This window comes from Celeribacter sp. HF31, assembly GCF_011806455.1.
In the GTDB taxonomy this organism is placed as follows: domain Bacteria; phylum Pseudomonadota; class Alphaproteobacteria; order Rhodobacterales; family Rhodobacteraceae; genus Celeribacter.
In genome coordinates this window covers 59,156-84,743 of the sequence record NZ_JAATOT010000003.1, presented here as the reverse complement: position 1 = coordinate 84,743, position 25,588 = coordinate 59,156, and the positions used below count along the sequence as shown (strand labels likewise).

28 protein-coding genes are annotated in these 25,588 nt (G+C 60.3%); 10 read left to right on the top strand and 18 right to left on the bottom strand.

The genetic code is table 11. The features are described 5' to 3' along the window. Positions 1-38 precede the first annotated feature (38 nt). From sfsA to HCZ23_RS06610, 3 genes are all read left to right on the top strand, one after another. On the top strand, positions 39-731 hold the full coding sequence (gene sfsA / locus HCZ23_RS06620; protein WP_167600939.1) for a DNA/RNA nuclease SfsA: 693 nt from the start codon (positions 39-41) through the stop codon (positions 729-731). A gap of 66 nt (positions 732-797) precedes the next feature. Further along, entirely contained in the window at positions 798-1,640 is an 843-nt protein-coding gene (map, locus tag HCZ23_RS06615) for a type I methionyl aminopeptidase (RefSeq protein ID WP_167600938.1), read from the top strand. Positions 1,641-1,827: 187 nt separating this feature from the next. Beyond that, complete coding sequence (locus HCZ23_RS06610; protein ID WP_167600937.1) at positions 1,828-2,913, top strand: TRAP transporter substrate-binding protein; 1,086 nt, start codon at positions 1,828-1,830, stop codon at positions 2,911-2,913. 71 nt (positions 2,914-2,984) lie between these two features. Here HCZ23_RS06610 and HCZ23_RS06605 read toward each other — a convergent pair whose 3' ends face one another. Genes HCZ23_RS06605 through HCZ23_RS06595 form a run of 3 tightly spaced genes read right to left on the bottom strand, consistent with a single transcriptional unit; the run spans position 2,985 to position 5,394 of the window. Continuing rightward, positions 2,985-3,632: an HAD family phosphatase gene (locus tag HCZ23_RS06605; protein WP_167600936.1), complete on the bottom strand. Its 648-nt coding sequence runs from the start codon at positions 3,630-3,632 to the stop codon at positions 2,985-2,987. After that, on the bottom strand, positions 3,629-4,189 hold the full coding sequence (gene rsmD / locus HCZ23_RS06600; protein WP_167600935.1) for a 16S rRNA (guanine(966)-N(2))-methyltransferase RsmD: 561 nt from the start codon (positions 4,187-4,189) through the stop codon (positions 3,629-3,631). The genes HCZ23_RS06605 and rsmD overlap by 4 nt, the downstream gene beginning before the upstream one ends. Further along, positions 4,189-5,394, bottom strand: a complete 1,206-nt coding sequence (locus tag HCZ23_RS06595; RefSeq protein ID WP_167600934.1) for an NAD(P)/FAD-dependent oxidoreductase — start codon at positions 5,392-5,394, stop codon at positions 4,189-4,191. Before HCZ23_RS06595 ends, rsmD begins: the two co-directional genes overlap by 1 nt. Before the next feature lie 78 nt (positions 5,395-5,472). On the opposite strand from HCZ23_RS06595, the gene HCZ23_RS06590 reads away from it, so the two are divergent. Next, on the top strand, positions 5,473-5,961 hold the full coding sequence (locus HCZ23_RS06590; protein ID WP_167600933.1) for a peroxiredoxin: 489 nt from the start codon (positions 5,473-5,475) through the stop codon (positions 5,959-5,961). Between the two features lie 50 nt (positions 5,962-6,011). Here the strand turns inward: HCZ23_RS06590 and HCZ23_RS06585 are convergent, their stop codons facing one another. Genes HCZ23_RS06585 through HCZ23_RS06555 form a run of 7 tightly spaced genes read right to left on the bottom strand, consistent with a single transcriptional unit; the run spans position 6,012 to position 12,670 of the window. Further along, positions 6,012-6,860: a mechanosensitive ion channel family protein gene (locus HCZ23_RS06585; protein ID WP_167600932.1), complete on the bottom strand. Its 849-nt coding sequence runs from the start codon at positions 6,858-6,860 to the stop codon at positions 6,012-6,014. Continuing rightward, positions 6,853-7,155: a 4a-hydroxytetrahydrobiopterin dehydratase gene (locus tag HCZ23_RS06580; RefSeq protein WP_167600931.1), complete on the bottom strand. Its 303-nt coding sequence runs from the start codon at positions 7,153-7,155 to the stop codon at positions 6,853-6,855. The genes HCZ23_RS06585 and HCZ23_RS06580 overlap by 8 nt, the downstream gene beginning before the upstream one ends. Further along, entirely contained in the window at positions 7,148-8,326 is a 1,179-nt protein-coding gene (locus HCZ23_RS06575) for a GNAT family N-acetyltransferase (protein ID WP_167600930.1), read from the bottom strand. The genes HCZ23_RS06580 and HCZ23_RS06575 overlap by 8 nt, the downstream gene beginning before the upstream one ends. Positions 8,327-8,378: 52 nt before the next feature. Next, positions 8,379-9,137 carry a glycerophosphodiester phosphodiesterase family protein gene (locus HCZ23_RS06570; protein ID WP_175580877.1) on the bottom strand — a complete coding sequence of 253 codons (759 nt, stop codon included), beginning with the start codon at positions 9,135-9,137 and terminating at the stop codon, positions 8,379-8,381. Beyond that, positions 9,137-9,595 carry a RidA family protein gene (locus HCZ23_RS06565; RefSeq protein ID WP_167600929.1) on the bottom strand — a complete coding sequence of 153 codons (459 nt, stop codon included), beginning with the start codon at positions 9,593-9,595 and terminating at the stop codon, positions 9,137-9,139. Before HCZ23_RS06565 ends, HCZ23_RS06570 begins: the two co-directional genes overlap by 1 nt. Positions 9,596-9,620: 25 nt before the next feature. Continuing rightward, positions 9,621-10,934: an HlyD family type I secretion periplasmic adaptor subunit gene (locus HCZ23_RS06560; protein ID WP_167600928.1), complete on the bottom strand. Its 1,314-nt coding sequence runs from the start codon at positions 10,932-10,934 to the stop codon at positions 9,621-9,623. Further along, the gene (locus HCZ23_RS06555) at positions 10,931-12,670 is read right to left on the bottom strand and encodes a type I secretion system permease/ATPase (protein WP_167600927.1); all 1,740 of its coding nucleotides are present in this window, start codon (positions 12,668-12,670) and stop codon (positions 10,931-10,933) included. The genes HCZ23_RS06560 and HCZ23_RS06555 overlap by 4 nt, the downstream gene beginning before the upstream one ends. A gap of 227 nt (positions 12,671-12,897) precedes the next feature. Between HCZ23_RS06555 and HCZ23_RS06550 the strand changes: the two genes are divergently transcribed. Together HCZ23_RS06550 and HCZ23_RS06545 are read left to right on the top strand one after the other, a co-directional pair. Further along, a complete protein-coding gene (locus tag HCZ23_RS06550; RefSeq protein ID WP_167600926.1) occupies positions 12,898-13,674 on the top strand; it encodes a VacJ family lipoprotein in 777 nt (258 codons plus the stop codon). Further along, positions 13,667-14,251: a phospholipid-binding protein MlaC gene (locus HCZ23_RS06545; protein WP_167600925.1), complete on the top strand. Its 585-nt coding sequence runs from the start codon at positions 13,667-13,669 to the stop codon at positions 14,249-14,251. The genes HCZ23_RS06550 and HCZ23_RS06545 overlap by 8 nt, the downstream gene beginning before the upstream one ends. A gap of 60 nt (positions 14,252-14,311) precedes the next feature. On the opposite strand, the gene HCZ23_RS06540 is transcribed toward HCZ23_RS06545, so the two are convergent. From HCZ23_RS06540 to HCZ23_RS06530, 3 genes are all read right to left on the bottom strand, one after another. Further along, positions 14,312-14,881 (bottom strand): YbhB/YbcL family Raf kinase inhibitor-like protein, encoded by a 570-nt coding sequence (locus HCZ23_RS06540; RefSeq protein ID WP_167600924.1) that lies wholly within the window; start codon positions 14,879-14,881, stop codon positions 14,312-14,314. A 92-nt stretch (positions 14,882-14,973) separates the two neighbouring features. Continuing rightward, positions 14,974-15,765, bottom strand: coding sequence for an AraC family transcriptional regulator (locus tag HCZ23_RS06535; protein ID WP_167600923.1), 792 nt, complete (start codon positions 15,763-15,765; stop codon positions 14,974-14,976). A gap of 10 nt (positions 15,766-15,775) precedes the next feature. Next, complete coding sequence (locus HCZ23_RS06530; protein WP_167600922.1) at positions 15,776-17,965, bottom strand: transglycosylase domain-containing protein; 2,190 nt, start codon at positions 17,963-17,965, stop codon at positions 15,776-15,778. Between the two features lie 269 nt (positions 17,966-18,234). Here HCZ23_RS06530 and HCZ23_RS06525 point away from each other — a divergent pair, with 269 nt between their 5' ends. The 3 genes from HCZ23_RS06525 (at position 18,235) to HCZ23_RS06515 (ending at position 20,830) form a co-directional block, all read left to right on the top strand. Continuing rightward, positions 18,235-18,573: a P-II family nitrogen regulator gene (locus HCZ23_RS06525; RefSeq protein WP_066604500.1), complete on the top strand. Its 339-nt coding sequence runs from the start codon at positions 18,235-18,237 to the stop codon at positions 18,571-18,573. 79 nt (positions 18,574-18,652) lie between these two features. Next, a complete protein-coding gene (locus HCZ23_RS06520; protein WP_254870028.1) occupies positions 18,653-19,945 on the top strand; it encodes an ammonium transporter in 1,293 nt (430 codons plus the stop codon). A gap of 156 nt (positions 19,946-20,101) precedes the next feature. Beyond that, positions 20,102-20,830: a hypothetical protein gene (locus tag HCZ23_RS06515; protein WP_254869977.1), complete on the top strand. Its 729-nt coding sequence runs from the start codon at positions 20,102-20,104 to the stop codon at positions 20,828-20,830. Positions 20,831-20,863: 33 nt separating this feature from the next. On the opposite strand, the gene HCZ23_RS06510 is transcribed toward HCZ23_RS06515, so the two are convergent. The 4 genes from HCZ23_RS06510 to smpB form a co-directional block, all read right to left on the bottom strand. Beyond that, on the bottom strand, positions 20,864-21,244 hold the full coding sequence (locus HCZ23_RS06510) for a rhodanese-like domain-containing protein (protein WP_167600919.1): 381 nt from the start codon (positions 21,242-21,244) through the stop codon (positions 20,864-20,866). 161 nt (positions 21,245-21,405) lie between these two features. Continuing rightward, positions 21,406-22,590 carry an amino acid aminotransferase gene (locus tag HCZ23_RS06505; protein ID WP_167600918.1) on the bottom strand — a complete coding sequence of 395 codons (1,185 nt, stop codon included), beginning with the start codon at positions 22,588-22,590 and terminating at the stop codon, positions 21,406-21,408. Beyond that, positions 22,590-23,444 (bottom strand): 3-mercaptopyruvate sulfurtransferase, encoded by an 855-nt coding sequence (gene sseA, locus HCZ23_RS06500; protein WP_167600917.1) that lies wholly within the window; start codon positions 23,442-23,444, stop codon positions 22,590-22,592. The genes HCZ23_RS06505 and sseA overlap by 1 nt, the downstream gene beginning before the upstream one ends. 128 nt (positions 23,445-23,572) lie before the next feature. Beyond that, entirely contained in the window at positions 23,573-24,055 is a 483-nt protein-coding gene (gene smpB, locus HCZ23_RS06495) for an SsrA-binding protein SmpB (protein ID WP_167600916.1), read from the bottom strand. 94 nt (positions 24,056-24,149) lie between these two features. On the opposite strand from smpB, the gene HCZ23_RS06490 reads away from it, so the two are divergent. Continuing rightward, positions 24,150-24,590, top strand: coding sequence for an ion channel (locus HCZ23_RS06490; RefSeq protein ID WP_167600915.1), 441 nt, complete (start codon positions 24,150-24,152; stop codon positions 24,588-24,590). A gap of 50 nt (positions 24,591-24,640) precedes the next feature. Here the strand turns inward: HCZ23_RS06490 and dapA are convergent, their stop codons facing one another. After that, positions 24,641-25,513: a 4-hydroxy-tetrahydrodipicolinate synthase gene (gene dapA / locus HCZ23_RS06485; protein WP_167600914.1), complete on the bottom strand. Its 873-nt coding sequence runs from the start codon at positions 25,511-25,513 to the stop codon at positions 24,641-24,643. Between the last annotated feature and the right edge of the window lie 75 nt (positions 25,514-25,588).

Genomic DNA, 25,588 nt, shown 5'->3' with positions numbered 1-25,588 from the left:
CCTTGAGCGGTTCTTGTTTAGGGTATAGGCCTCTCACCATGCGCTTTCAAACTGATCTGATCCCCGCCACGCTTTTGCGCCGCTATAAACGCTTTCTCGCGGACATTCGTCTCGAACACGGGCGCGAGGTGACGGCGCATTGTCCGAACCCCGGGTCCATGATGGGGCTCTCCGATCCGGGCACGCGCGTCTGGGTCGAACCCAATGACGATCCAAAGAAAAAGCTCAAATTCGGGCTGCGGATTGTCGAGTTGGAGGGTGCGCGCGTGGTGGTCGATACGGGCATTGCGAACCGTGTTGTGAAAGAAGCGCTTGAGGCCGGTCAGGTGCCGGGGCTTCTGGGCGATGTGCGGGCCGAGGTGAAATACGGCGAAAACTCACGTGCGGATTTTCTGGTGACACAGAATGACAGGAACATCTGGGTCGAGGTGAAATCCGTGACGCTGTCGCGCGAAACCGGATTGGCCGAATTCCCGGACGCCAAAACTGCGCGCGGCGCCAAACACCTCGCCGTTCTGGCCGATCAGGTGGCGAAAGGCGACCGCGCCGTGATGCTCTATCTCGTGTCGCGCGATGATTGCGACCGGTTTCACCCCGCCGCCGACATCGACCCGACCTATGCGTCAGCTGAGGCGGCAGCGCGGGCGGCGGGTGTCGAGATCATGGTCTTCCCCGTCGAAATTACGCCGCAGCAGGTCGTTTTTGTGCCCCGCCTTTTGCATCAGATGTAATCCTCCGGCACTGGCCCTTTGCGCGCAAAGCCCTTATATCGGGTCGAAAGACAACGGAGTGGACCCTTGGACGAGACGCATCGCGGCCGCATCACCAAAGACGGAATTCGGATTTACGAGGACGCCGATTTTGCCGGCATGCATGCCGCCGGTCAGGTCGCGGCACAAATCCTCGATGAGGTCGGCCCTCTGGTCGTGCCCGGTGCAACGACCGAAGAGATCGATGCTTTCATCGAACGCCGCGTGACGGAACTTGGGACTACTTCTGCGACCATCGGTTACAAAGGCTACAAACACGCGTCGTGCATTTCCACCAACCATGTGGTCTGTCACGGCATCCCCGGCGCGAAAATTCCGGGGCATAAGGATGACACGCTGTTGGACGGCGACATCATCAACATCGACGTGACGGTGATCAAGGACGGGTGGTTCGGCGACACCAGCCGGATGTATTTCGTCGGTCAGCCGAAAAAATTCGCCGAACGCCTGGTGCAGGTGACCCATGATTGCCTGATGTATGGCATCGAACAGGTGAAGCCCGGCAACACCTTTGACGACATCGCGCGCGCGATCCAAGAACATGCGCATAAGAACCGCATGTCCGTGGTGCGCGATTTCTGTGGCCACGGTCTGGGCCGGGTGTTCCACGCGCCTCCCAACGTGCTGCACTATGTGCCGCATCGCCGTCCGGGCGACGCCGCGCCGGTGCTCGAAGAGGGTATGTTCTTCACCATCGAGCCGATGATCAATCTGGGTCGCCCCGAGACGAAAGTGCTGGGCGACGACTGGACCGCGATCACCAAGGACAAGAAATTGTCCGCCCAGTTTGAGCACTCGATCGGGGTGACGGCGACCGGGTGTGAGATCTTCACACCCTCTCCGGGAAACATCTATTTTCCGACATATTGAGAAAAACGCCAAAGCGGAGACTGAAAAGTTCTCCGCTTTTTCTTTAAGAAACAAGGCCCTGACTGAATGGTCAGATAAAAGATGGGTCGCGCCTGTTGCGAATGACTTGCAACTAGACTAGCAAATCTCCACGTCAAAATGGCCGCGATCCACCGGGTCGCACTCACAGCCCGAAGGAGGCTTGCCCATGAACCACCTCTTGAAATCCGCCGCTCTCGCAGCTCTGGTCACCGCGACCGGAACCCTGTCCGCGGCCGCGCAGGAGGTCACCCTCCGGTTCCAGCATTTCGTATCCCCGAAAGCCGGTTCCGCCACCTATTTCATGGAGCCTTGGGCCCGCAAAGTCGAGAAAGACAGCGGTGGGCGCATCAAGGTCGAGATCTACCCGCTGATGCAACTCGGCGGCAAAGCCCCGGACCAATACGACCTGATCCGTGATGGTGCCATCGACGGCGGCTGGATCATTCCGGGCTATCAGCCGGGCCGCTTCCCGGAGACCGAGGCGATCGAACTGCCGTTCCTCTCGCTCAAATCGGCTGAGCTGTCTTCCATGGCGGCGTGGGAATTCACCCAGGAGCACCTTCTGGACGATTTCTCCGACATACATATCCTGGCCGCGCACACCCATGGTGAGGGTCTTGTGCACAAGAAAGGCGAGCCGATCCGCAAGGTTGAGGATTTCGAAGGTCTGAAACTCCGCGCCCCGACCCGCACCTCGACGCTGCTGCTCGAAAAAATGGGGGCCACACCCGTTGGCTTGCCGGTTCCGGCCTTCCCCGAGGCGCTGTCGAAAGGCGTGCTCGACGGCGGCATCATCACCTTTGCCATGTCGCCGTCCTTGAAGCTCGACGAGCTGACCGACGCGGAAACCGACGTGGCGGGGGATCGGTCGTTCTACAACCTCTATTTCCTCTGGGCGATGAACAAGGCGAAATACGACAGCCTGCCGGATGATCTGAAAGAGGTGATCGACCGCAACTCCGGCCTGATGGCCTCGCGTTGGTCCGGCATCGCCTATGACATGGGCGACGACGACGGTGTGAAAGTCATCGAAGCGAGCGACAATGCGGTCAACGTGCTGAGCGAAGAAGAAACCGCGAAGATCACCGCCTTGGGCGATGAGGTCGTGGCCGACTGGATCGCCGAGATGGACAAGAAAGGTTTCGATGGTGAAAAGCTGGTGGCCGATGTGAAAGCGGCCATGGAGCATGCGCAGGATGAGGCCCCTTGGGTCGATGCGCAGGGCGCAGCTTACAAGATCACCACGGAATAAAATCTGTGATCATTTGAGAAAAGGCCGCCTTTGGGCGGCCTTTTTGTTTGAGTATTTGTCTGCAATGAAGATTAGAGGCCGAGACGGGCGGGCAGGTCATGCATGTCGGAAAGATGCTCGGCACCCTCTTTGATCAGCCGCGCGCCGTTACCATGAGTGTCAAAGCCAAAACAGCGCATCCCGGCCCGACGGGCGGCGATACAGCCGGAGGGGCTGTCGTCGATCACCACGCAGTCTTCGGGGGATACGCCAAGCTGTTCGGCGGCGATCAGGAAGAGCCCCGGTTCGGGTTTCGCGGTGCCATAGGTGTGCGCAGAGTGAATGCGACCTTTGAGGCGGGCAAAGACCGCAGGATGCGCGCCCAGCGTCACGTCCATCTTTTCCATCGGTCCGTTGGAGCCGACCGCGTAGGGAATGCCAGCGGCGTCCAGCACATCGAAGGCGGCCTCAACGCCAGGGATCAGCGGGACGCCAGTGCGCAGCATCTCGAAAACGCGAGGGTAGACCTCGACCTGCCAATCGTCGGGCAGGGTGGCGCCTGCGGCGCGCGCACGCTCGCCCACGCGCGCCATGGTGCCGCCGACATATTTGGTCTCCAACTCATGCAATGTGATGTCGAGGCCAAAGCGCGCGAAGTCCTTTTGCAGGAACTCCAAAAGCGGCGGCTCGCTATCGACGATCACCCCGTCACAATCGAAAATCACGGCTTTGGGTGTCATTTCGGCTCCAGAAAATTGATTTTTGTGTCGCCATATTTGCGCGTGTCCAGAAGGGTCAGCGCGTCGGGCGGCGTGATCTCGGCGCTGTCTTCCCAGACCACGAGCGCACGTTGTGTCAGCCAATTCCCGGCAATCGCGGCGGCAATGGCCACCTCGCCCAAGCCTTTGGCATAGGGTGGATCGAGGAAAATCAGATCATAGGGTTCGGACGGGTTCATTGGCAGACGTGTGGCATCCATCCGCATCAGATCACAGCGGTCCTCGGCGCGGCATTTCCCGATGTTCTCGGTGATCAGGCTCTGCGCCTTGCGCCCGTCATCGACAAAGGTGACACAGTCCGCCCCACGCGACAGGGCCTCAAGGCCGAGCGCGCCGGTGCCTGCAAAGAGGTCAAGCACCCGCGCGTCCTCGACCGCATCGCCGTATTTGCCAGCGGTCAAAACGGAAAACAGGCTCTCGCGCACGCGGTCCGTGGTCGGGCGCAGATGCGCGCCCGCGTCGCCTTTTCCGACAGAGGCCAGCGCCAGCCCGCGATATTCTCCGGCAATGATCCGCATCAGCCGCGCATCAGTGCTTTGAGATCGGTGGCGGGATCGGCCACCTTGTCGGGATCGGCGGTCTTGCCGCTCTCAATGAGGCGTTTGGCGACCATATAGCCACGCGGATCGTTCATCGCGTCGATGGCGATCAACTGGCCGTCCTTGTAATACCAATGCGAATGCGTGCCTTCGCCCTCGCGGATCACGACCCGGTCGTGACCGTTGAAGAGCCCGGCGATTTGCAGTTTGACGTCATATTGATCCGACCAGAACCACGGCTTCGGCACATAGGTGACAGCTTGGCCGAGCATGTTTTTCGCGACCACCATGCCCTGATCAATCGCATTGCCGACGGATTCGAGACGCATCTGTACGCCGTCATGCGGGAAAGAGGCGCAATCACCCGCCGCAAAAATATCGGGGTTTGAGGTGGCGCCATAGAGATCGGTCTTGATGCCGTTTTCCAGCGTGAGGCCCGCCAGTTCGGCCAATTCTGTGCCGGGGGTGATGCCGACGCCGACGATGACGAAATCCACGTCGAGCGTGCTGCCGTCGGTGAGTTCAGCGGTTTGCGCGCGATCCTCGCCGGTAAGTTTCACAAGCCCCACGCCCTCGCGCAGATCGACGCCATGGGCCTGATGCAACGCACGGAAATAGTCGGAGGTCTCGACGGAGGCGACGCGTTGCAAAATCCGGTCGGCCATCTCGACCAGCGTGACCTTGAGCCCCTTCTTGGCGGCGACCGCTGCGGCCTCCAATCCGATGTAACCGCCGCCGACGATCAGCACAGAGGCGCCTTCGCGAAACTCGGGTTCGATCGCATCGGCGTCCGCGAGCGTGCGCATGGTGTACACCCCGCCGAGATTGCCGCCGATGGTGGCAGGCAACAGGCGCGGCGCGGAGCCGGTGGTCAAAGCCAGCTTGTCATAAGTGAGAACCTCGTCACCAATGGAGACGGTCTTCGCCGCCGGATCAATGCCGGTCACCTTGCAGCCCATCCGCAGCGTGATGTTCTCATCCGCGTAATAGCTCTCGGGGCGTAGGAACAGCCGATCCAGCTCCATCTCGCCCAAAAGATAGGCCTTGGACAGAGGCGGACGCTGATAGGGCGGCACGGGTTCTTCACCGATCAGAGTGATCTCGCCCTCGAACCCCTGCCCGCGCAGGGTGGTGACGATGCTCTGCCCGGCCTGCCCGGCCCCGATGACGATAAAGTGGCTCATGCTCTTTCCTCTGGTCGCGAAACGCCCTGACCCTATATCGTCCAAAGACAGAATGACAACGCACAGAGGAACACAAAGATGACGATTGCAACAGGAGACAGCCTGCCGGGTGGCACGGTGCTTGAAATGACGGCAGAAGGCCCGGCGGGAGTTGAACTTTCTGAGAAGTTCAAGGGCCGCAAAGTTGTGCTTTTCGGGCTGCCGGGGGCCTACACGGGTGTCTGCACCACGGCACATGTGCCGAGTTTCATTCGCACCATGCCGAAGTTCAAAGACAAGGGCGTCGATGAGGTGATTTGCGTCTCCGTCAACGATCCCTTTGTGATGGGGGCCTGGGCCAAGGACACTGGGGCGGAGGAGGCCGGGATCACCATGTTGGGTGATGCGGAAGGCGCGTTCATCAAGGCGCTGGGTCTCGATTTCACCGCACCGCCTGCGGGTCTGATCAACCGTTCGAAACGCTTCGCGCTTTATGCCGAGGACGGGGTGGTCAAGGTGCTCGAAATCGAAAGCAGCCCGGGCGAATGCACGATTTCTGCCGGTGAATCTCTGGTTGAGAAGATCTAAAAAGAACGCCCGGGAGATGATCCCGGGCGTTTCGTTTATTCAGGTTTTGTTTACTCTGCGGCGTTGAGCAACGTGCGCGTCGGGAAGGGAATATCCACCCCGGCCTCATCCAGCGCCTCTTTGACCTGACGTTTCATATCTGCCTGATATTGAAAGAAATCGCCGGATTTGACCCAGACCCGGACCAGAAAATCGACGGAGAAATCGCCGAGATTGTTGACTTGGATAAAGGGCTCCGGGTCGCTCAGGGAGCGCGCATCCGACATGATCGTTTTGCGGATCACCTCTTCGGCGGTCTTCAGGTTCGCACCATAGCCCACACCAAAGGTCCATTCGGCGCGACGCGTCTGGTTGGTGGAGTAATTGGTGATGATATTGCCCCAAACCTGCGAATTCGGGACGATGACCTGCACGTTGGACAGGTCCGCCAGCTCGGTGAAGTTCAGAGAAATGTCTTTCACCGTGCCCATCTTGTCGGAGACTTCGACGAAATCGCCGATTTTAAAGGGACGGAACAGGATGATCATCACACCCGCTGCGATGTTCGACAGCGTGCCTTGCAGAGCCAGACCGATGGCAAGACCGGCGGCACCGATGACGGCGACGATGGAGGTGGTCTGAATGCCGAAGGTGTTGAGGATGATCAGAACGGTGAAGGCCAGCACCGCATAGCGCGCGATATTGGCGAGGAAATTGAACAGCGTGTCGTCGAGGCGTTCGTATTTCAGCCCGATGGCACGGATGCGCCGCCCGATCCAGCCAGAGATCATCATACCGATGATCAAAAGCAGCAGCGCGCCCACAATCGACCCGGCAATCCCGGCGAGGAATTCAAGCGACAGGTAATCGCCGACGGTCTGACCGTTGTAAATTTCGTAGTTCAGGAGCTGTTCAAACATGTGCGGCGGCCTCGTCCATTTTTTCTGCCAAATTTATGTCTTTCTGGGTCAGCCCACCGGCGTCATGGGTCGAAAGCGTCACTTCGACCGTGCGGTAGACATTGCGCCAATCCGGGTGGTGATCGCGTTTCTCGGCCCAAAGTGCAACCCGTGTCATAAACCCGAAGGCCTCGTTAAAGTTCCGAAACTCATAGTGTTTCTCGATACCTGTGCCATCGTCCGTCTCTGTCCAGCCGCGTGTAAGTAACGGCGCGAGGGCCTCAGTTCGTGCGGTGCCTTGTAAGGTCTCAGTCATGATCGTCCTCCTCAGGAGTGGATTTGAACGGGCCGTAGGATGTGAGCACCTCGACCTCTTCAGCGACGGCGGCGCGTTCGGCCTCAAGATAGTCTGCCACGGCACCGGCAAATCCCGGATCGCGCATCCAATGCAGCGAATGTGTCGTGTTGGGCATATAGCCGCGTGCGAGTTTGTGCTCGCCCTGCGCGCCCGCCTCGACCCTTTTGAGGCCTTGGGCGATGGCGTAGTCGATGGCCTGATAGTAGCAAATCTCGAAATGCAGGCTCGGGTGATATTCGGTGCAGCCCCAATAGCGCCCGAACAATCGATCCCGCCCGATGAAATTCAACGCGCCCGCAATCGGCATGCCGTCGATCTGCGCCAAAACCAGCAAGACGTCATCGCGCATGGTCTCATGCAGCTCATCGAAAAACGCCCGTGTCAGATAGGGCGAGCCCCATTTGCGGCTGCCGGTATCCTGATAAAAGGTCCAAAACGCATCCCAATGGTCCGGGCGAATGTCATCGCCGGTAAGCTGAATGATCTCACCGCCAAAGCCCTGCGCCTGCGCGCGTTCCTTGCGGATGTTCTTGCGTTTGCGCGACGACAGAACGGCGAGAAACTCATCGAAGGTGGCATAGTCTGCGTTGTCCCAATGAAACTGTTGTCCGGTGCGGTGCAAAAGCCCCATGGCCTCGCCTGCGGCCACTTCGTCCTCGGTGCAAAAGGTCAGGTGCAGCGACGACAGTGTGTTCTGATCCGCCACCTCGACCGCACCCTGAACCAATGCGGCCTGGCCGATGTCTTCGAACCCCGGCCGGGTCAAAAGCCTGCGACCTGTCACCGGCGTAAAAGGCACCGCGATCTGGAGTTTCGGATAGTATCGCCCGCCCGCGCGCTCATAGGCATCGGCCCAGCCGTGGTCGAAAACATATTCGCCCTGGCTGTGGCTTTTGGCGTACATCGGCGCGACGGCGATCACCTGGTCGCCCGCGCGGGCCACAAGATAGCTGGGCTGCCAACCCGTGCCGGGACCGACCGAGCCGGAATTTTCCAAAGCCATCAGGAACCGATGCGTCACGAAGGGATCTTCGGGCCGTCCAACTCGGGGTGCTGCACAAGCATCCCAGTCCTCCGGCGCAATCGCACCGAGGCTGTTCATCAGGCTGATCTCGATCTGGTCGGTCATAAAGGTCCTGCGCGCGACGTCTCGTTAGAAACTGGCACGCAGGGTCTTGGCGTCAAGTCGGCAGGTAGCCTTCAAAGGTGATATTTTCCGCAATCTTGCGTGCCTCCGCCTCGTCTTCCGGGTTTCGGATCGTCCAGCACAGAATATGGGCACCCGCGTCTTTCAGCTCGGCGACCCGAGGTGCGTCGAGGTTTGACCACTGGTGGCTGATGAAGGACGCGCCGACACGGTCATAATCCGCGATGAGCCCCAAGACCTCGCGGCGGTCGGCGGGGATGAGTTTCGCGCCTTCGTCTTCCCAATTCGCAGTGGTGATGCCGCGCGGGATATGAGGGCAAAGCTCCGCCAGAACCGCGACCGAATGCGGGTTGAAGGACATGAGTGCGACAGGCCCCCCATACCCCTCAAGTGCTTTGGCCGCAGCCACTTCCAAAGCACCGACACTCGGTCCCATCGCGCCGTCCTGATCCTTCACTTCAATCAAAAGCGGCACACGACCGGCGACGTGATCCAGCACCTGTTTCAGCGTCGGCACCCCGACCTCGCCGGTTTTGAACCGAAGCGTAGAAAGGGCCTCGGAGCTCTGTTGCGCAAAGGCGCCGTGGCCCTCGGTCAGGCGATTGAGCGCATAGTCGTGAAACACCATCGCCACCCCGTCCGAGGACAATTGCAGGTCGATCTCGATGCCAAAGCCCCGCGCGATCGCCGCATCTATGGCGGCGATGTTGTTCTCCGCGCGGGCGATGTTGTCATCGTGCAAGGCGCGATGCGCAATGGGCGCCTTTAGAAAGGCCTCAGGCAGAGAGGGCATCAGGCGAGCTCGAAAATCGCTTCGATCTCGACCGCGACGCCCAGCGGAAGGCTGGCGGCGGAGACCGCGGAACGGGCGTGACGGCCCATGTCGCCCATCACCTGGACCATCAGGTCAGAGGCACCGTTGATCACCTTCGGCTGCTCGGTGAACTCCGCCGTCGAATTGACGAAACCCACGAGTTTCACCAGTCGTTTCACCTTGGAGAAATCTCCCTCAACGGCGGTATTCGCCTGCGCCAAAAGGGCCAGCGCACAGCTTTGAGCGGCTTTTGCGCCCTCTTCCGTGGCCATGTCTGCGCCCAGCTTGCCACAGATTAGCCCATCCGGACCGTTGGAGATTTGCCCGGAGATGAAGAGCTGATTGCCGCTGATCACATAGGGCACGTAATTGGCCGCCGGCGCGGGCGCGGCAGGCAGGGTGTGGCCAAGCTCGGAGAGTTTTGCGGAGAGATCCATGGGGAGGGTCCTTTATCGTGGGGCGTTATTTCTCGCGGAAGGCGCGTGTGAAATAATCCGTAAGGGGTTTTGTCAAATAGGCCAAGGGCGAGCGTTCGCCCGTGGACATATAGGCTTCGACCGGCATGCCGGGAATGAGAACGGTCCCCTCGGGCAGACGTGCACGCTGGGCTTCGGGAAGGTGAATGTCGGCGCGATAATAACTCGCGCCGCTCGCCTCGTCGACAAAGGCATCGGCCGAGACGCGCATCACCTGACCCTCAAGTTCGGGCGTGGTGCGCCGGTCAAAGGTCGTGAACCGCAGGCGCACGGGTTGGCCGGGGTAGACCTGATCGACATGTGTCGGGCTGACCCTTGCCATGATGATGAGCGGGCGATCCTGAGGCACGATGTAGAGCGCGGGCTGTGCGGGCGGGATCACCGCACCGGGGCCAAAGACGGAGAGGCCATAGACCACGCCCGCCACAGGCGCGCGAATGTCGAGCCGGGCCAGACGCGCCCGCAGGCCCGAAATCTGTTCGCGCAGACGGCTGACGCTGGCTTGAATGTCGCGCAGCTCTGTGATGGCAGATTCGCGGCGATCGCTGCTGGCCTTGAGGATGTTCAGCTCGATCTCTGTGATTTGCACCTGAGCTTGTGCTTCGGAGGTCTCCAGCCGACCGATTTCGGCGGCATATTGCACGGCGTCGCGGCGGATACCTATGACGCGGCTTTGCTGGGTCAAACCACGTTCGAGCAATTCGGTTTGCGCGGCAAGATCCTCTTCGATCAGTGACAATTGCTCGGAGAGCGCCGCCTTTTGTGCCGCGAGGCCCTCGATCTGAACTTCGATCTGGCTGCGCTGTTTGTTGAGCTGTTCGATCTCGGCTCTGGCCGTGTCCTGACGCGCTTGGAATAGGTCTTTTTGACCGGCCACGGACCGTGCGACCTGAGGGTCTTCGGCCATGCGGCTGATCAACTCTTGCGGCAACATGATCGTCGTCGCGCCGTCGCGTTCGGCCTCAAGCCGCGCCGCACGGGCCAGAAGTTCGAAAAGCTGGGTTTCCTGAAGCGAGATTTCGTTGAGGTAATCCTCCGACGACAACTCGATCAACAGGGCGCCTTTTTCGACCATCTCGCCTTCGCTGACATGTACGGCGGCCACTTCGCCGCCATCGCGATGGGCGACGGCCTGGCGGTTCTGTTCGACCTGGAGCTGACCGGTGGCCACCACCGCGCCGTCGATGCTTGCGAATATGGCCCAGCCGCCAAAGCCGCCGAACAACAGCGCCATGCAGATCAGTCCAAACCAGATCGCCCGGCGTGCAGACCATTTGGGATCTTGGGAATGTGCAGTCATTGGATGCCCCCCTGACCCGCGTCCTTGCGCAGGATCTCCTTGGAGTTCTTGACCATCTCGCCCAGCACCTGATCGCGGGGTCCAAAGGCGCGCCGCAGCCCGCCGTCCAGAACCAAGAGCTTTTCGCATTCCTGAATTGCAGAAGGCCGATGCGCCATGATCAACACCGCGCCACCTTCGTCCTTGTGACGTCGGATCGCGGCGTTCAGGGCGATGGAGCCCGCGTTGTCCAGATTAGAGTTCGGTTCATCGAGAATGACGATCACCGGATTGCCGTAAAACGCCCGCGCCAGCCCGATCCTTTGCAATTGCCCGCCGGACAACAACCCGCCCGCGGAGGCGACCGGCGTGTCATAGCCGTCGGGCAGGGACAGGATCAGATCATGCGCATCCGCCTTTTTCGCGGCAGAGATCACGGCCTCCGCATCGGGGGTGAGCGCCAGCTTGGCAATGTTTTCGGCGATGGTGCCGTCGAAAAGCTGCACCTGTTGCGGCAGGTAGCCGATGTAGCTGCCAAGGGCTTCGCCAGCGTAATGCTCCAGTTTCGCACCATCCAGCCGGATCGCGCCACTGGACGGCGGCCAAACGCCGGTGAGGGCGCGGGCAAGTGTGGATTTTCCGGCCCCAGAGGGTCCGATCACACCCAAGGCTTCGCCGGGCGACAGATCGAAACTGATCATCCGCAAAGAGGCTTGTTGTTGACCCGGGGGCACAACAGAAACCTGTTGCACGGTCAAAGCGGCTTTCGGTCTTGGCAATTCGGTGCGGGTGACATCGGCCGGGTTTTTGCCCAGCAATTCGGCCAGATCGCCCCAGCCACGTTGGGCATGCTGGAACAGGTTCCATTGACCGATCAAAAGATCGACGGGCTGAAGCGCGCGCCCAAGCAGGATGGAGCTCGCGATCATCGCGCCCGGGCTGACCTGACGCTCCAACACCAGCCAGGCCCCGAGCGCCAGCATCGCCGATTGCAAAAACAGCCGCAGGGCGCGAGAGGCGGCGGTGAACCTATGGGTGGTGTCCTCGCTGGCCACGGATGTCTCCAGGGCGGTCTCGCGCGCTTTCAGCCAGCGACGATAGGCGGCCTCTTTCATGCCCAAAGCCGCGAGTGCTTCGGCGGCGGTGGTCATCCGGCTGGCGGTTTGGGCGGCCCCGCTCTCGGCACGGATCACGGCGTCTTGCATCGGTTTCGCAGCAGAACGATGCAACAGCGCAACGCCCACGAGGATGGCGCCGCCCCCGACGGCCAGAAGACCGAGATAGGGGTGAAACAGGGCGATGCCAAACAGGAAAAGCGGCGTGAAGGGCAGGTCGAAAAGCGCGGCCAGCGCCGGAGAGCCGAAGAATCGCCGAATCGCAGTGAGATTGTCCATGCCGCGGATCGTGCGGCTTTCGCGGGGATTGCGGGCGGCCTGCGCCATGGTGGCGTGAAACACGCGGGTCTCGAGACGGCTTTGAAACCGTGCGGCAATGCGCGACAGGATGTGCGCACGCGTGCCGTCCAAAAGCCCCATCATCAGATAGAGAAACGCGACGATAGAGAAGAGCGCGACCAAAGTCGCCACCGAACCAGACCCCAGCACGCGGTCGTAGACCTGAAGCATGAACAATGGTCCGGTGAGCATCAACATATTGATGCAAATGGAAAATATACCCGATGCCCAAAACAGGCCACGCGACTCTTTTCGGGCGCTGGATAGCTCTCTTTGGCCGAGGCGGATGTCTTCCTGTGTCATGTCGGTGTCTTAACTCGGTCGTGTCTGATATGGCAGGGATGCCTGTCGCACCCGGTGTGGGCCAGAAGCGATCTGTTGAAACAATGTCACAGGATAAATATCAGAGTGTGTGTTAATATTGGGCTTCCGTTTCAGGAATACTATCTCGCGGTATAGCCATGGAGATGACGCCTGTCACCTGGTCCTGCCCGATTTGCCTTGATGCCTTAGCCCGAAGGTTTGCTGCCATGTTTCCATCTTTCTCCGTGCGGGGTCTGCCCGCCCTTGCCGCTGTTTCGGGGCTTGTTGTTTTGTCGGGGTGCGCCACGCCGGGGCCGGACGGGATTGCCGATCCTTACGAGGAGGTGAACCGCGGCTGGCATGACACCAACATCGCGCTCGACAAGGCGGTGATCAAACCGGTGTCGACGGCCTATGGCACGGTGGTGCCAGATCCCCTGCGCAAAGGCTTTTCCAATGTCTCCGACACGCTGGGCATTCCGGGCACCGTCGTGAATGACGTGTTGCAACTGCGCTTTGGCGATGCGTTGCACAACACGGCGCGTTTTGCGGTGAACGCCACGGTCGGGATTGGCGGGCTTTTCGATCCGGCGACCGAGATGGGGCTCGAAGAGCGCGACTCCGACTTTGGCGAGACGCTTCACACCTGGGGCGTGGGCGAAGGTGCCTATGTCGTCTTGCCGCTTTATGGCCCTTCGACGGAGCGCGATTCCCTCGGGCTTCTGGTCGATATTGCCCTCGATCCCGTCGGCAACCTCTTGGGCAGCCCGGAGAAAAGCTACAAGACCGGGCTGAAAGTCGCCGACCTTGCCGACACACGATATCGTTACTCCGATCTCTATGAATCTGTGATTTACGACAGTGCCGACAGCTACGCCCAGATGCGTTTGACCTATCTCGACAACCGTCGCTTTGAATTGGGAACGCCGATTGTCACCGGTGGCGGTCAGGCCGCGGATCAGGGCGCAGCCCCCTATGATATTTACGAGGACTTCTATGAGTGATTTCGCTTTCTCGCGCCGGTCGGTTCTTGCCGCTCTGGGCGCCTCTCTGATCCTGCCGCAGGCCGCGCTGGCCTTTTCGTCGGCTCAGGCGGAGGCGCTGATCGGCAAGGCCGTGGATGACATCAACGCCATCATCAATTCGGGCAAATCCGAAGCCGCCATGTATGTGGATTTCGAGCGCGTGCTGGTGCGCTATGCCGATATGCCGAACATCGCGCGCTCCGTGCTTGGCCCGCCTGCGCGCTCGGCCTCCGCTGGGCAACTCAACGCTTTCACCAAAGCGTTCCAGACCTATATCGCCCGCAAATACGGCTCGCGCTTCCGCGAATTCATCGGTGGCAAGGTTCAGGTCAACAGCACGCAGCAGATCAACTCTGTCTATGACGTGCGCTGCACCGCGATCCTGCGCGGCGAGCCGCCGTTTGCGATCTCCTTCATCGTGCATGATCGTGCAGGCAAATTTATCGACCTGCAGATCGAAGGGATTTCGCTTTTGAAATCCGAGCGCGCCGAGATCGGTACGATGCTCGACAGGGCCGGTGGCAATATCGACGCGCTGACGGCGGCGCTGCGCTAAGCGTTTCGAAGCTCTGAGTGAGAATAGGGCTGCGGATCGTGCCGCAGCCCTTTTTCGTGCTTAACGGGTGTAGACCGCTGTCAATTTCGCGGTCGCGATGGTCTGGCTGTTGATCATGTACCCGGCAATGGCGTTGGTCGCACCGTCCGGCAGATCGAGCTTTGCCGACAGCGCGTGCAGGGTGAAGATGTAGCGATGCACCTCTCCCGGCGGCGGGCAGGCGCCACCAAAGCCCAGGCTGCCATAATCATTGCGCAGTTCCATAGCGCCTTCGGGCATCGCGTCCGTGCCGCTCGCGCCGGCCGACACCTCGGTCACGTCCACCGGAATGTTCACGACACCCCAATGCCACCATCCCGAGCCGGTCGGCGCATCCGGGTCATAAGCGGTGAGCGCCAGACTTTCGGTGCCCTCCGGCAGGCCGGACCAGGCAAGATCGGGAGAGCGATTGCCGCCGGTGCAGCCGAAGCCCTCGAAGACCTGTTCGGCGCTCAACTGCATCCCCTCGGCCATGCTTTGGCTGGTCAGTTGAAAGCCTTCGGCGGCGAGGGCGCCAGAGAGGGCGACGCTCAGGATGAAGGCGGAGAGGGCGGTTGCGCCAAAGTGCGTGATGGGGAGGGTGAAAGACATGTGTCATCCTTTTCAAATCAGTGATGGGATGACTTTAGTCACTGGAGAAGAGGCGCGCTTTCGAGGGGCGGGCAAAAACTATCGGCAAACGATCAAGCTTCGATCATTCGGATGGATTTCGGCGGGATGCCAAAGCGTTTCTTGAAAGCGTCCGAGAAATGCGAGGGCGTTTTGAAACCGCACTCGAGCGCGATCTCGGAGATCGGCTGGCCAGTGGTCTGAAGCAACCCCAACCCACGTTCCAGCCGGGTGTTCAGCAGGATGCCGGAAAACCCATGCCCGGATTTGGCCAGCCAACGGCGCAGCGTCGCCTCCGACATGCCAAGATCACGCGCCACCTCGGGTGCGCGCCAGTCGTGGCTCAGATCGCGTTCGATCAGCTCGCGCACCCGCGCTTGCGGCGTGTCTTCCCCCAAAAGCGGCAGCACGACGCCTTGGTGTTTCAACCAAATGAGCGGCTCCAACAGGCGATGTCTGCGGATTTCCGGCGGCAGGTTGGTGGTTGCGAGCGTTTCTTTCAAAAGACTCAGCACGGCCTGCGGCTGATGCGAGGTCGCGCGCAGGATCTGAATGCCCGCCTTGCGGTGCAGCACCGGGGTCTGCGTGAAGACCTCTTCGATCAGGTCGTCGGAGAAATTCACCCCCTCCGCCTGATAGTGCCGATCCGCGAGGGGGCGGTTTTCCATTGTCAAAACGACGCCGGGCGGAAAGATCATCACATCTCCTTCGCGCCCCTCGATCTCGCCACGCACCGGGCATGTGACGACCTTCGATCCGCTGCGGATGAAAATCAGAAAGGGACGGCGGAAATAGAGATCTGTGAACCGCGCCGCCGTCGCCTGGCTGACCGGGGCGATGGACACGTCGCAATCAGACCTGTCCATCGTCCTGCTCTCAGTTGCCATTGCCGAAAATCGCCCCCAACAGGTCGAGCAACACATTGTCGGCCTTGTCATTGCCGCGCTGACCGTTGCCCGAGGGCTGGGCGCGCTGCACTGTCGGCGGGCTCGCGGGGCGGATCATCGGCAGCGGTTTCGGCTCCATGCCCTCTTGCACCTGCGCCATGGTCCGTTGCCAAATCTCCGCCGGAAGACCGCCACCCGTCACGCCGGTCAAAGGCGAGTTGTCATCGTAGCCCATCCAGACGCCCGCAACGTAATCTGCGGTGAAGCCCATGAACCAGGCATCGCGCGCGGCCTGCGTCGTGCCGGTCTTGCCCGCAACCTCGACGCCCGGGATTTGCGCCCGCGCGCCGGTGCCGCCTTGGACCGCGTTATACATCATATAGATGAGCTGCTGCGCGCTGTCCGGCGTGATGACACGTTCACCAAGCCCGCCTTCCTGGCCCATCAGGGCTGTGTTGTCGCCTTTGAGACGCAGGGATTTCAACCCGTACGGCGTCACGGAGGAGCCGCCATTGAGAATGCCCGCATAGGCGCCGGTCATCTCCAAAAGCGTGGTTTCCGAGACACCCAGCGCCAGCGCGGGCCCTTGCGCCAAATCGCTCTCGATCCCGAACATCGAGGCCACGGTGCGCACATTCTCAAGCCCCGCATCCATCGCCAGCTCGACCGCCGGGATGTTGTAGCTGTGCTTCAATGCATCTGTGACGGTCACGAGGCCGTGGAATTTGCGATCATAGTTCTGCGGCGACCACGGGCCGGAGCCGGGGATGTCCAGCGTGATCGGCTCGTCCATAATGGGATCGTCATAGGACCAGCCCATGTCCAGAGCGGTCGCATAGACGAAGGGTTTGAACGACGACCCCGGCTGGCGTTTCGCCTGTGTCGCGCGGTTGAAGGCGCCCGAGACCTTGAGCTTGCGCCCGCCCACCATCGCACGGACAGCGCCGTCGGCGGACATCACGACGATGGCGGCCTGTGCCTCAGACCCCTCACGCACCTTATTCTCGAAAATCCAGGTCAGCGCGTCTTCAGCGGCACTTTGGATGCGTTGGTCAAAGGTGGTTTCGATCACCACGTCTTCGGTCGTGTCGCGGGTCAGGAAATCCGGGCCAGCGCCCATCACCCAATCTGCGAAATATCCGCCCGCGCGTTTCTCTGCGGTTTCCGACAGCTCGGCGGGATGGGCCTTGGCATAGGCGCGCTCCTCGTCGGAGATGTAGCCCTGTTGGTTCATCAGCAGCAAAACGATGCCTGCGCGCTCTTGTGAGCGTTCAAGGTTGTTCGTCGGCGCATAGCGTGTCGGTGCGGTCAAAAGACCGGCGAGCATGGCTGCCTCAGCGATATTCACTTCGGCGGCGGATTTGCCGAAATAGCGCTGCGCGGCAGCTTCAAAGCCATTCGCGCCGGCGCCGAGATAGGCCCGGTTCATATAGATCGAGAGAATCTCATCCTTGGAATAGCGGGCCTCCATCGCCATGGCGTAGACGGCCTCTTTGGCTTTGCGCGCGATCGAGCCTTCGCGGCAATCGGCCTCATATTCCGTCTGGTTCTTCCACTTTTCCGGATCATAGGGCACGCCAAGGCACAAAAGCTTTGCGGTCTGCTGTGTCAGGGTCGAGCCGCCGTGGCCCGACAGGGGGCCGCGGCCTTCGGAGAGGTTGATCTTGACCGCAGAGGCCACACCGCGCGGTGAGACGCCGAAGTGGCGGTAGAAGCGTTTGTCCTCGGTCGCAACAATTGCCTCTTTCAGATAGGGCGACACGGTGTCCGCCGTGATCTGGCCGCCGAATTGTTCGCCACGCCAGGCAAACACAGAGCTGTTGCGATCCAAAAGCGTGACCGATCCCCGCGCACGCCCATCGAGAAGCGCCGAGTAAGGCGGCAGCGTGGAATAGATGTAAAAAACGGCAATGCCCAAAACGACGGCAAAGGCCAGTGCGCCGCGTGAGAACGCCAGCCAGATCAACCGACCGACCCAACGCATCGTCCCGCCCAGAAGACGCACAATCGGATTCGACGACCGCTTGCGGGCCGAAGCCCGCTTGGGTTTGCGCGCAGAGGTTTTTTTGCGGAACAGAGGCTTTTTCGCCTTTTTTTCCGGCTTTTTCTTGGCTTTCGTGCCGTTGGGATAGCGCCGATCTGCGACCAGTTTCCGCTTTCCGCCGTTGGATCCTGTCATGTTTTGCTCGATTTTTGCCAGGTTTTGATTGCCGAGAACTCTAATCAGTCGTGGCGCGAATGTTGAGGGGAAACGAGTCGCGCTCACCTCTTTATTTTATGCTTATTTTTTGACCTATGTGCACAAAATGTATAATTTTTAGGCGCAAGTGCTTGAAAATGACTCACGACAGGCAGTCCCATCGCTTGTGAAGGAACTCTTAACGTCGTTTTGCTGAGCCGTGGTCGCACCAGCAGTGGCGCCACCCGCTCAAACGGAAGGGGAAAAACGTGAAACTCATTATTGCTGCAATCAAGCCGTTCAAGCTTGAAGAAGTCCGCGAAGCGCTGACCGGGATCGGCGTTCGGGGCATGATGGTGACGGAGATCAAGGGCTTTGGCTCTCAGTCCGGTCACACCGAGATCTACCGCGGTGCGGAATACGCCGTGAATTTCGTGCCGAAGGTGAAACTTGAGATCGTCGTGGCCGATGCCATGGCAGAGCAAGTTGTCGAAACCATCGCAACCACCGCCAAGACCGACAAGATCGGCGACGGCAAGATTTTTGTCCTCGACGTGGAAGGCGCGACGCGCGTCCGTACCGGCGAGACCAACGACGACGCGATCTAATCGCGCATACCCGAGACGAAAGGGACTGAAACCTATGAAACTCACCAAGCTCATTCCGGCCACTGCGCTCGCGACCGCGATGCCGCTTATGGCCTTTGCGCAGGACGCTGAAGAAGCCGTTGCTGCCGCCGTGCCGACCGATGTCGTCTTTATCATGAACACCGTGCTGTTCCTCGTGGGCGGCTTCCTCGTGTTCTTCATGGCCGCTGGTTTTGCCATGCTCGAAGCGGGCCTCGTGCGCTCCAAGAACGTGGCGATGCAGCTCACCAAAAACGTGGCCCTCTTTGGCCTCGCCTCGATCTTCTACTACCTGATCGGCTATAACCTGATGTACCCGCTGGGCACCTGGTCGGTTGATGGCATCCTCTCCGGCGTCTTCGGCCCGGGCGTGCTTGAAGCCGTTGGTGTGACCGCCGATGCTGTGGACGACTATTCCTACGCCTCCACCGGCTCCGACTTCTTCTTCCAGCTGATGTTCTGTGGTGCGACCGCCTCCATCGTGTCCGGTACGCTTGCTGAGCGCATCAAACTGTGGCCGTTCCTGATCTTCACGATCATCCTGACCTCCATCATCTACCCGATTTCTGCCTCCTGGAAATGGGGCGGCGGTTTCCTCGACGAAGCTGGGTTCCTCGACTTCGCCGGTTCCACCGTTGTGCACTCCGTGGGTGGCTGGGCTGCTCTGGCTGGCGCTCTCATCCTCGGCCCGCGTATCGGCAAATACAAAGACGGCAAAGTCACCGCTTTCCCGGGCTCCAACCTGACGCTCGCCACTCTGGGTACGTTCATCCTGTGGCTCGGTTGGTTCGGCTTCAACGGCGGTTCCCAGCTCGCTATGGGCTCCGTGGGTGACGTGGCTGACGTGTCCCGTATCTTCGCCAACACCAACACCGCAGCTGCCGGTGGTGCGATCGCCGCTCTGATCGTGACCCAGCTGGTCTACGGCAAAGTCGATCTGACCATGGTGCTCAACGGCGCTCTGGCTGGCCTCGTGTCCATCACCGCAGAACCGCTCACCCCGACCCTGGGTGCAGCCACCCTGATCGGTATGGTCGGCGGCGTGATCGTGGTCTTCGCTGTGCCGTTCCTCGACAAGCTGAAAATCGATGACGTTGTCGGTGCGATCCCGGTCCACCTTATCTGCGGCATCTGGGGCACCATCGCTGTCGTCTTCACCAACTCCGACGCCACCATCGGCGCTCAGCTCTACGGTATCGCTGTGGTCGGTGTGTTCACCTTCGTTGTCTCCGCCATCGTGTGGTTCATCCTGAAGGCGATCATGGGCATCCGCGTCTCCGAAGAAGAAGAGATGATGGGCCTCGACAAAGCCGAGCTGGGCATGGAAGCCTACCCGGAATTCTACAAAGGCTGATCCCTTCCTCAGTCTGAACATCTTGAGCCCGGGCGCGCAATCGCCCGGGCTTTTCTCTGTCGGAAACCATTTCTCAACCATAACGCCCTATGCCTGATCTCGAGTTTCAGAACCCCCGAGGTCTCGATGTTGCGCAAGAAGTGCGGTCTTCTTTTTATGCTGTTGCTCTGGCCATATGTGCTGGCGGCTGAGCCCCTGTCGCTTTTGCGGCCCAGTGGGCAGGGTTGGGATTTGGAACGTCAGCCCCTGATCGCAACGGCACCTCAGCCTTTGGTCAATGCGTCCCTTGGTGGCGCCACGGCCATGGGGCCAAGCCTCTTTGCCGGACGTGCCGAGGGCAGTTTTTTCGAACCCTTAGCGCCGCGTCCCGAAGCCCGCGCCAAAATTCGGCGACTGTCTCGCGCGCCCGCCGATATTGCCCTGATCCGCGCCATGATCGGACGCGCCGAAAGTCCGCGCGATGGCTATGACGCCGTGCAACATGGGGCCAAGCGCAAGCCCGGCAAGAAACCGTCGCAGATGTCGCTGGGCGAGATTTTCAAATGGATCGAGGACACGCCGGGCCAGCCCCATGCCATCGGTTACTATCAATTCATCCCCTCGACTTTGGGGCGTCTGGTGATGGAGCTTGATCTGGGGCCGGAGGTGATTTTCACCCCGGCGGTGCAGGACCGGCTGGCCAATATCTTGCTGGCGGATGCGGGGATTTACGAGCTGCGCGCGGGGCAGATCACCCGGCATCAGTTCATGAACAATCTGGCCAAAATCTGGGCCGGTCTGCCGACCTCGTCGGGCAAATCGCATTACCACGGCTATGCCGGGAACAAGGCGACGGTGAGCTGGGCCGAGTTTGACCGGGAAATGGCGAAGGCCTTCCCGAGTTGAAAAGGGCGCCCTGAGGCGCCCTTTTGAGGTCATTTAGGAGGCGGGTACGGTCTTCGGCGCACCGGTCGCCATATCGGTGCCGGTGTAGGCCTTGCCTTCGGTTTTCCAGGCGCCAAAGCCACCTTCCATATGGGCCACCGGGCTGATGCCCGCAGCGGCACAGGCGGCGGCCACTTTACCAGAACGCACCCCCGAACCGCAGTGGAACACGATGCGCTTGCCCTCCTGCGACGGCAGTTTTTCGGCGGAGAAGAAAGACAGCGGCAACAGGAGCGCGCCGGGGATATGCTCGAACGCATATTCTTGCGGGGTGCGCACGTCGATCAGGGCGATCTCATTGGCGTCAAAGGCTTTTTCCACCTCATCCACAGTCCATGTTTCAAAGCTCAGCCCATCTACGGTCTCGGTTTTCATAGCGTTTCCTCTGGAGGTTTATCTGTGCATAGACATATGCGAATAAGATATGTTTTAAAGTCATCTTTTCGTGACGCGCCCATCGTTGGATGCGACATCTTCAAACTAGCACGAAAAAAGCGCGCCGAAGCGCGCTTTTGATCCGTAACTTTCATGAGAACTTATTTGCAGGTCTTCGCCACGGCCTCGGCCAAAAGCGGCACGGTTTCTGCGTTCAGCCCGGCGATGTTCATCCGCGAGTCGCCCACCATGTAGATACCGAAATCTTCGCGGATTTTCAGAACCTCTTCCGGCGTCGCACCGATGCGGGAGAACATGCCGCGGTGGCGCGCGATGAAATCGAAACGATCCGAATTGGTCAGGCGTTTCAACTCATCGGCAAGCTGTTGACGCAGCCCCAACATGCCCAGACGCACCTCTTCCAGCTCTGCCATCCAGTCGGCTTTCAGCGCCTCGTCGGTGAGGATCATCGTCACCAGACGCGCGCCGTGATCCGGCGGGAAGGAGTAGTTCTGACGGTTCAGGAAATTGAGCGTGCCCTGAGTCACGGGCGTCTGCTCGGCTTTCTCGGAGATCGCCATGAGGCAGCCGGTGCGCTCACGGTAGATGCCGAAGTTTTTCGAACACGACGACGCGATCAGAAGCTCCGGCAGTTTGGAGGCCAAAAGACGGGTCGCCGCCGCGTCTTCTTCAAGCCCGTCGCCAAAGCCCTGATAGGCGATGTCCACCATCGCGGTGGCGCCTTTCTCGGCGATCAGATCGGCGACGAGACCGTATTGCTCCAGCGTCAGGTTCGCGCCCGTCGGGTTGTGACAGCAGCCATGCAGCAAGACCACATCGCCCGCTTTCACCGCCTTCAGGCTCTCCATCATCGCGTCGAAATCGACGGTACAGGAGGCCTCGTCGAAATAGGCATACTCGGCGTGGTTCAGACCCATAAACTTGATGATCGAGACGTGGTTCGGCCAGGTCGGGTTCGAGGTCCAGATCGTGGTCTCGGGATCGACCAGCTTGGCCAGCTCAAGCGCCTGACGCACAGCACCCGTGCCACCCGGCGTCGCAATCGCGCCAACGCGAGAATGATCCACGCTGTCGCCCAGCACCAGCGTCTTGATCGCCGCGCCAAAGGCCGGATCGCCGGAAAGTGCTGTGTATTTCTTGGTGGTCTCGACCTCCCAAAGCTGCTTTTCCGCCGCTTTGATCGCACGCATCACCGGGGTCTCACCCTCGGCATTCTTGTAGATGCCGACGCCCAGGTCGATCTTCGTGTCGCGCGGATCGTTTTGATACAGCGCCATGAGTTCGAGGATTTTGTCCGCCGGTTGGGCTTTCAGATTGCTCAGCATTACGTGTCTCCAGTCGCGACTTTCAGGTCGCCATACATGCCCCATTCCGCCCAGGATCCGTCGTAAAGCGAGAACGGCACGCCAAGACGGGTGAGCGCGAGGCCCAAGATTGCGGCACTCGCCCCTGACCCGCAGGTGGTGATGGCCGGTTTGCTCAAATCGACGCCCGCAGCCTCGAAAATGGCGCGCAGCTCGTCGTTGGATTTCATCGTCCCGTCGGGGTTCAGCACCTCTTGGAACGGCACATTGCGGGAATTCGGGATGTGACCGGAGGCGAGACCCGGACGGGGTTCGGGCTCTTCGCCACGGAACCGCCCACGCGAGCGCGCGTCGATGATCACGTAATCCCCGAGCTTGGCGGAGGCCGCGACCTGGGTCACGTCGCGCACCAATTCGGGGCGGATCTCGGTGATCATGTGGCGGTCGCGAATGGTCGGCGGCTGATCGGTGACGGGATGCCCCTCGGCCTTCCATTTCGGAAGGCCGCCATCGAGGACGGCGACATTGTCCTGGCCGAAATATTTGAACATCCACCACACGCGCGGCGCGGAGAACATGCCGGAGGTGTCATAGACCACCACCTGATGCCCGTCGCCAATGCCAAGCGCCCGCATCCGGGACATGAATTTCTCGACGGGCGGCAACATATGCGGCAAGTCAGACCGCAGATCGGCCACCTCGTCGATATCGACAAACCGCGCACCGGGAATGTGTTCGCGCTCATACTCATCGAGACAATCGCGCTCATCCGCCGGCATATACCAACTGGCGTCGATGAGGCGAAGCTCCGGCGCTTTGAGGTGCTCGGCCAGCCAGTCGGTCGAGACGAGCGTTTTGGGATCGCTATAGGGCATGATCAGACCTTATGCTGAGCTTTCGGGTTCTGCCTTAGCGCTCTCTCAAGGCGCGCGCAAGCATCGCCCGCCGCACATCCGGCTTGCGGCGCAATAAAGTAACGGAGAGAGGGCGGGGACGTGAAAATTCAGCCGCCGTGGCGCAGCAGGCGCTGTTTCTGACGGCCCCAATCGCGCTTGGCCTCCGTCTGGCGTTTGTCGACGGTTTTCTTACCCTTGGCGATGCCGAGTTTGATTTTGACCCGGCCTTTATGGTTGAAATACATCACCAAAGGCACAAGCGTCATGCCCTCGCGACCCGTCGCCTGCCAAAGCTTCGACAGCTCGCGGCGTGACACCAAAAGCTTGCGTTTGCGGCGTTCCTCATGCGGGAACATGGCCTGCTCATAGGGCGCGATGTACGAATTCGTCAGCCAAAGCTCGCCATTGTCGACCGACGCATAGCTTTCGGCGATGTTCGATTGGCCGGTGCGCAGCGATTTGACCTCGGAACCGGTGAGCATAACTCCGCATTCAATGTCATCCTCGATGGCATAGTCGTAGCGAGCCCGCCGGTTTTCGGCGATGACCTTGTAGTTCTTTTCTTCGGGCGTTTGTTTTTTCTTGGCCATGATGTGTGCTCAGATAGGTGTTTGTGGACGATCTGTCCACTGGCCCCGTGTCTGGAATTCTGGCAAAACATCCGGAAATCTCTTCGAGGCACTTATGTTCATCCAGATTTTTGTCGGCTCAACCCTGATCCTCCTGTCGGTCTTCGTGGCGGCCTTGGGGTTTCTGGTCATGGAACTGACGCTGCAACGCGCGCATGGCTGGCTGATCCGCGAACCGCATCGGCCTAAGCTTGCGGTGGTGCTCTTTGGCGCGGTGATTGCGGTCTTGTGGATGATCACGGCGGGGGTCTGGATCTGGGCCATCGCTTTTCGCCTCTTGGGCCTCTTCGCGCATTTCGAGGAGGCTTTGTATTTCTCGCTTGTGGCCTTCACGACGCTTGGGTTTGGCGATTTGTTGCTGCCGGAAAACTGGCGTTTGCTTGGCGGGTTTGCCGCGACGAACGGGCTTTTGAACATCGGGATGATGACTGCGCTTTTGATGGAGGTGCTGCGCCATGTGCGGCGCAACCAATTGGAAAGTCGGCATTCACGATAAAAAAAAGGGCCCCGAACGGAGCCCTTTCTCAAAGCCGATCTGTGCGAACCTTAGAGCAGGCCAGCATGCTCCATCGCCGATTTGATCGCGGCCTTGGTGTCGTCCGACAAAGGCGTCAGCGGCAGGCGCACGTCGTCAGAGCACAGCCCCAGCAAGGACATCGCATATTTCGCACCACAGACACCCGGCTCCAAGAAGATCGCCAGGTGCAGCGGCATCAGTTTGTCAGTGATCCGCAGCGCTTTCGCGTAATCGCCAAGCGCGCAGGCGGCCTGCATTTCGGCGCAGAGCTTCGGCGCGACATTGGCCGTCACGGAGATACAGCCGATACCGCCATGCGCGTTGAACCCCAGCGCGGTCGCATCTTCGCCCGACAGCTGACAGAACTCCGGCCCACAGGCCATGCGGGTTTTCGGCACGCGGGACAGGTCACCGGTGGCATCCTTGACACCCACGATGCGCGGCAGTTTCGACAGCTGCGCCATGGTCTCCGTGGTCATGTCGATCACCGAACGGCCCGGGATGTTGTAGATCACGATCGGCAATTCGGCGGCGTCATGCATCGCGGTGAAATGTGCGATCAGGCCTTTTTGCGTCGGCTTGTTGTAATAGGGCGTCACGACCAGCGCCGCATCTGCCCCCACTTTGGCCGCATGTTTGATCAGGCGAATGCCCTCGGCGGTGTTGTTCGACCCGGCACCTGCGATGACCGGCACGCGACCGGCGGCGGTTTCCACCACGATTTCGATCACTTTTTCATGCTCGGCATGGCTGAGTGTCGGGCTTTCGCCGGTGGTGCCGACGGGAACGAGGCCCGCAGAGCCTTCTTCGATATGCCACTCGACCAGACGTTTGAGCGTATCGACATCCAGCTCGCCGTTCTTAAACGGCGTCACCAGTGCAGGAATGGATCCTTTGAACATCGTACGCTCCTTTTCGTTTCTCTTGGTCGATGGGCCTGAGTCGGCCTTGAAAGGTCCGGCGGAAACTAGCCGCCT